The sequence below is a fragment of the Bacillus sp. MBGLi79 genome (assembly GCF_002953915.1).
The window spans coordinates 1,985,377-1,991,856 of the sequence record NZ_CP026521.1 but is presented as its reverse complement, the minus strand read 5'-3'; the positions used below and the strand labels follow the sequence as shown (position 1 = coordinate 1,991,856).

Sequence of the window (6,480 nt, the reverse complement as noted above, 5' to 3'; positions counted from 1 at the left end):
AAATAAACTGGCTTAAATCCTTATTCTTAGCGATCGAACCGAGCTTTTCTTCAACATATTGAGGCGTGATGACAACTTCCTCCATCATCACATCCGGAGCCTCGAATGACAGTTCTTCCAAAAGCCGTTCCAAAATGGTGTGAAGCCTTCTCGCCCCGATATTGTCTGTGTCCTGGTTCACATGATAAGCCACTTCTGCAATCTTACGAATAGCATCGTCAGAAAATTCAAGAGATATACCTTCCGTCTTCAATAAAGCCTTATACTGCTTTAGAAGAGCGTTGTCAGGCTCAGTTAAGATTTTCACAAAATCATCGATGCTCAGCTTTTGAAGCTCAACGCGGATCGGAAAGCGTCCCTGCAGCTCTGGAATTAGATCTGAAGGCTTCGCCATATGGAATGCACCTGCAGCGATGAACAGCACGTGATCCGTTTTGACCGCACCATACTTTGTCATGACGGTAGAGCCTTCTACAATCGGAAGAATATCGCGCTGCACGCCCTCTCTTGAGACGTCGGCCGATGAAGAAGCACCGCTCTTTTTGGCGATTTTATCGATCTCATCGATAAAGATGATTCCCGACTGTTCGGCTCTCAGGACGGCCTCCTGGGCAGCTTCGTCCATATCGATGAGCTTTGCCGCTTCTTCATTCGTCAGCACTTTTCGTGCTTCCCTGACCGTCAGCTTGCGGCGCTTTTTCTTTTTCGGCATCAGGCTGCTGAGCGCATCCTGCATGTTCATGCCCATCTGTTCCATACCCGAGCCTTGGAGCATATCAAACATGGATGGCTGCTGCTCCTCCACCTCCACGGTGACATAATGGTCTTCAAGCTCGCCGAGAGCAAGCTGATGTGCAATCCGCTTCCGGTTGTTTTCGATATCCGTGTCTTCATGCTTTTCCGCTTCATTCGTCTCTTGATCCTGATTTCCGCCAAACAGCATTTCAAAAGGATTTTTCGCACCTGACTGTTTTTTTCTTCCCGGTACAAGCAGGCGGACGAGGCGTTTATTTGCGTTTTCTTCGGCGATGCCTTTCACTTCGTTCATTTTTTCCTCTTTGACGAGGCGGATTGACGTTTCCACAAGATCCCTGACCATCGATTCAACATCTCTGCCCACATAACCGACTTCCGTGAACTTCGTCGCTTCGATTTTGACGAACGGAGCGCCGACGAGCTTCGCGATTCGTCTTGCAATCTCGGTTTTTCCCACACCTGTCGGACCCATCATCAATATGTTTTTCGGAACGATTTCTTCGCGCAGTTTTTCATCAAGAAGACTTCTTCTGTAGCGGTTCCTCAATGCCACGGCGACCGCTTTTTTCGCATCGAGCTGGCCGACGATGTATTGATCAAGCCTTTCGACGATCTGCCTAGGAGTCAGCGGCTTTTTTTCCATATGCCTCATATCCTTTCTATTCAAGTTCTTCTACAATGATCTGATCGTTCGTATACACACAGATTTCGCCCGCGGTTTCAAGTGAGGCCCTCGCAATCGCTCTTGCGTCAAGCTGGCCGCCTGCATGACGTTTCAACGCCCTTCCGGCTGCCAGGGCATAGTTTCCGCCTGAGCCGATCGCCAAAATGCCGTCGTCAGGTTCAATCACCTCGCCTGTTCCGGAAACGAGCAGCATGCTGTCAGCGTTCATGACGATCAGCATCGCCTCAAGCTTTCTGAGGACTTTATCGCTTCGCCACTCTTTTGCAAGCTCGACTGCCGCACGCTGTAAATTGCCGTTGTACTCTTCAAGCTTCGCTTCAAACATTTCAAAGAGCGTGAAAGCGTCCGCAACAGAACCGGCAAAGCCGGCAATGACTTTCCCGTTGAAGAGCTTTCTTACCTTTCTAGCGGTATGCTTCATGACGACAGCCTGACCGAACGTAACCTGGCCGTCTCCCGCCATCGCGCTTTTTCCGTTGTGCTGGACGGCGAATATCGTCGTTGCGTGAAAAGATGACATAAAAGAACCTCCTTTATTTCCCTTTATGTGCCCGAGGGTGATGAGACATATATGTCTTTCTGAGCATATCTTTAGATACATGCGTATACACCTGGGTTGAAGAAAGGTTTGAATGCCCAAGCAGTTCCTGAACGCTCCTGAGATCCGCACCCTCATTTAACAAATGGGTGGCAAAAGTATGGCGGAGCATATGCGGATGTATATGTAATGTACCCGAAGTCTTCTTGACCAGTTCTCCCAAAATGTAACGAACCCCCCTCGGGGTTAAGGGCCCGCCCCTTTGATTCAAAAAAATAAAAGGGCAGGGCTCTTTCGCTTTTAACAGAAGGATGCGTCTTCCATTTTGCATATACAGATCCAAAGCCTCCCGGGCGAATGAACCAAATGGAATATACCTTTGCTTCCTGCCTTTCCCGTGAACCAAAACCGTATCTAAAAACAGATCCAAATCGGATTCCTTCAGGCTGCAAAGTTCGCTTACCCGCATGCCTGTTGCGTAAAGAAGTTCCAAGAGCGCCTGATTCCTTTGGCCGAGCGGTGTACTCAAGTCCGAAACCTCAAACAGTTCTTCAAGTTCTTTTTTATATAAAAATTTTGGAATCCGTTTATCCTGTTTCGGAAGACTGACAAGCAGAAACGGGTTTTCTTTTACCATCTTTTCCCTTAATAAAAATTTATAGAAGCTTCGCAGAGCCGAAATTTTCTTGCTGATCGTCCTGCGAGTAAGCCCTTTTTCATGCGCTTCCGTCAAGAAAATTCTCACATCCGGATAAGTCACGTCTTCAAAACCTTTTATGCCCTGAACTTGTAAAAAGCGTTCAAAGTCTTCAATAGAAGAAATGTAACCCACAATTGTATATTTTGAATAATTCTTTTCTATTTGTAAATATTCAATGAATAAAGTTAAAAAATTCTTAACATTTGCCATCATTACACCTCTTCGAAAAGGGCTTTTAAATGTTATCACATAACAAGTTCATCTGGCAATGAATAACTATAGCGTTTTCGAAATATTTTGAATTGTCTCCAATGCGCGCGAAGCATACTGTTCATTTCGTTCCTGCTTGTTTTTAATTTTAACCCCCAATTCCTTGAACAGACCGAAGTTCGCATTCATCGGCTGGAAGTTTTTCTTGTTTGTTTCCGTGATGTAATGGGCCATGCTGCCGATCGCTGTTTCATTTGAAAAAGTGACCGGTTCTTTTCCCTGGATGAGCCGAGCCGCATTTATTCCTGCAACAAGACCTGAAGCCGCTGATTCAACATACCCTTCAACACCTGTCATTTGGCCGGCGAAAAACAGATCGTCCCGTTTTTTAAACTGGTAGGTCGCTTTTAAAAGACTCGGCGAGTTGATGAACGTATTTCTGTGCATTACGCCGTAGCGGACGATTTCAGCTTGTTCCAGTCCCGGAATGAGGCGGAGCACTTCCTTTTGGTCGCCCCATTTGAGGTGGGTCTGAAAACCGACGATATTGTAAAGCGTGCCGGCTGCATCATCTTGGCGCAGCTGCACAACGGCGTATGGACGCTTTCCTGTTTTGGGATCTTCAAGGCCGACAGGCTTCATCGGGCCGAACAGCATCGTTTTTTTGCCGCGCTTCGCCATGACTTCAATCGGCATGCAGCCTTCAAAGAAGATTTCCTTTTCAAATTCTTTCAATGGAACAGTTTCTGCAGACACAAGGGCGTCATAAAATCTGTCAAACTCTTCTTCAGTCATCGGACAGTTCAAATACGCTGCCTCCCCTTTGTCATAGCGGGATTTCAAATAGACTTTATCCATATCAAGGCTGTCTTTCTCAACTATCGGCGCAGCGGCGTCATAAAAGTACAGATAGTCCTCTCCTGTCAGCTCCCGGAGCTTCGCGGAAAGCGATTCTGACGTCAGCGGTCCTGTTGCAATAATAGTCGGTCCTTCCGGTATTTCCGTGACTTCTTCATTGAGCACAGTCACATTCGGATGATTCTTTACTTTTTCGGTAACGTTTGCGGCAAATTCATGCCTGTCTACGGCAAGCGCACCGCCGGCAGGAACAGAACATTCGTCAGCGGCAGCGATGATGGCCGAGTCAAGAACCCGCATTTCTTCCTTTAATACACCGACAGCGTTCGTTAATGAATTCGCCCGAAGCGAGTTGCTGCAGACAAGTTCTGCGAATTTATCTGTATGGTGTGCCGGCGTTTGTTTAACAGGCCTCATTTCGTATAAACGGACATTGATACCTCGCTTGGCAAGCTGCCATGCAGCTTCGCTTCCGGCAAGTCCTGCACCGATGACATTTACTGTTTGATTCATATTCACATCTCCTAATTTATGAGTTGACTTCATCTTTTAACACAACAAAGAAGGTGAGCAAAGCCCTGCTCACCGCTACTTTTGTTGTTCTTCCTTATAATCGCAATTCACGCACTGCACTTGAACGCCTTTTTTGAGCTTTTTCTCGACAAGCATGTCCTCGCATTTCGGACATTTCCGTTCAAGCGGTTTATCCCATGATACGAATTCGCATTCAGGATAGCGGTCACAGCCGTAAAAAATACGGCGTTTTTTCGATTTGCGCTCGACGATGTTGCCGGTTTTGCATGAAGGGCATTTGACCCCGATCTCTTTTACAATCGGCTTGGTGTTGCGGCAATCCGGAAAATTGGAGCAGGCCATAAATTTGCCGTAGCGGCCCATTTTATAGACCATCGGGTGGCCGCACTCTTCACAATCCACACCCGCATACTCCGGTTCGATTTCCACTTCCTGCATCTCGGCTTCCGCCTTTTCAACGCGTTTTTCAAAGTCCTTGTAAAAGGAATCGATGATCTGCACCCATTGAATGTTTCCGTCTTCAACGTCATCAAGCTCTTTTTCCATTTTGGCGGTGAACTCAACATTAATGATCTCAGGGAAAAACTCCATGATCAAGTCAAGCACGATTTGACCGAGTTCAGTCGGGATAAAGCGTTTGTTATCAAGGGCGACATACCCGCGCTTTTGAATTGTGTCAAGCGTCGGCGCGTAAGTCGACGGACGGCCGATTCCCAGCTCTTCAAGCGTTTTGACCAGCCTTGCTTCCGTATAGCGCGGAGGCGGCTGTGTGAAGTGCTGTTCGGGTTCGATATCTTTTGAAAGAACGGTGTCGCCTTCAGCGAGATCCGGAAGCATCTTATTCTTCTCTTCCATCTGATCGTCTTTTCCTTCAACGTACACCTTCATGAAACCTGAAAACTTGACTTTACTGCCGTTCGCCCGAAATGTCAACCCGTTGTTTTCAAGATCGACGCTCATCGTATCGAGTGTCGCCGGAGCCATCTGGCTTGCGACAAAGCGCTCCCAGATCAGCTTGTATAGTCGAAGCTGGTCTCTTCCCAATACCGCCTTCAGATCGGAAGGCTTTCTGAGCACCGAGGTCGGCCTGATCGCTTCGTGGGCATCCTGGGCGTTTTCATTCTTTTTGGCAGGTTTTCGCTTGCTCCCCAAAAATTCTTTTCCGTACTGTTCGCCGATGAATGATGCCGCTTCTTCTTGAGCTGTATTCGAGATGCGGGTTGAATCCGTTCTCATATAAGTGATTAACCCGACAGTTCCTTCTTTGCCGAGATCGATTCCTTCATAAAGCTGCTGGGCGATCATCATCGTTTTCTTTGCCCGGAAATTTAATTTACGCGCCGCTTCCTGCTGAAGCGTCGATGTTGTAAACGGGAGCGCAGGGTTCCGCTTCCGTTCTTTTTTCGTAACCTTTTTAACCTCAAATTTGTTCCCTTTGATCTGGGAGAGGATTTGTTTTACATCTTCTTCGCTTTTCAGCTGGTGCTTTTCGCCGTTTATTCCGAAGAAACTCGCTTCAAATGTTTCTTTGCCTTTGAGAAAAGACCCTTCAATGGTCCAATATTCTTCAGGTTTAAAATCGTTGATTTCTTTTTCTCTGTCAATGATAAGGCGGAGTGCAACAGATTGGACACGTCCCGCACTCAAGCCTTTTTTTACTTTTTTCCATAAAATCGGGCTGATTTTGTATCCTACAAGGCGGTCCAGAATTCTTCTCGCCTGCTGGGCGTCGACAAGATCCATATTGATCATGCGCGGATGCTTAAATGAATCTTTGATCGCATCTTTTGTAATCTCATTAAATACGACGCGGCAGTCGGAATTCAGATCCAGATCAAGGCTGTGTGCCAAATGCCACGCGATCGCTTCCCCTTCCCTGTCGGGGTCGGCTGCGAGATAGACTTTTTTTGCCTTTTTGGCGGCCGTTTTTAATTCTTTTAACACGGGGCCTTTCCCGCGGATCGTGATGTATTTTGGTTCAAAGTTCTGCTCGATGTCAACGCCCATCTGGCTTTTCGGCAAGTCTCTGACGTGTCCCATCGAAGCTTTCACTTTATATTTTTTTCCTAAGTATCGCTCAATCGTTTTTGCCTTTGCAGGCGATTCCACGATGACTAAGTATTCGGACATAACATTATCCCCCTCAAGAGGTGTTCTCTCTCTTTTCAATTTAGCCTTTTTATTGTATTCAGCATAATC

Annotated in this window: 5 protein-coding genes; all 5 read right to left on the bottom strand. The window is 46.9% G+C overall.

The genetic code is table 11. The features are described from left to right. Nucleotides 1-1,399 (bottom strand): ATP-dependent protease ATPase subunit HslU (hslU, locus tag C1T29_RS10165; RefSeq protein ID WP_208945679.1); only part of this gene is annotated, 1,399 nt, incomplete at its 3' end. 16 nt (nucleotides 1,400-1,415) lie between these two features. Then, nucleotides 1,416-1,961: an ATP-dependent protease subunit HslV gene (gene hslV / locus C1T29_RS10160; protein ID WP_020451384.1), complete on the bottom strand. Its 546-nt coding sequence runs from the start codon at nucleotides 1,959-1,961 to the stop codon at nucleotides 1,416-1,418. Nucleotides 1,962-1,974: 13 nt separating this feature from the next. Next, nucleotides 1,975-2,889, bottom strand: coding sequence for a tyrosine recombinase XerC (gene xerC / locus C1T29_RS10155; RefSeq protein ID WP_035338771.1), 915 nt, complete (start codon nucleotides 2,887-2,889; stop codon nucleotides 1,975-1,977). Between the two features lie 66 nt (nucleotides 2,890-2,955). Next, the gene (trmFO, locus tag C1T29_RS10150; RefSeq protein WP_020451382.1) at nucleotides 2,956-4,260 is read right to left on the bottom strand and encodes an FADH(2)-oxidizing methylenetetrahydrofolate--tRNA-(uracil(54)-C(5))-methyltransferase TrmFO; all 1,305 of its coding nucleotides are present in this window, start codon (nucleotides 4,258-4,260) and stop codon (nucleotides 2,956-2,958) included. Nucleotides 4,261-4,335: 75 nt separating this feature from the next. Beyond that, nucleotides 4,336-6,411 (bottom strand): type I DNA topoisomerase, encoded by a 2,076-nt coding sequence (gene topA / locus C1T29_RS10145; protein ID WP_020451381.1) that lies wholly within the window; start codon nucleotides 6,409-6,411, stop codon nucleotides 4,336-4,338. Nucleotides 6,412-6,480 lie beyond the last annotated feature (69 nt).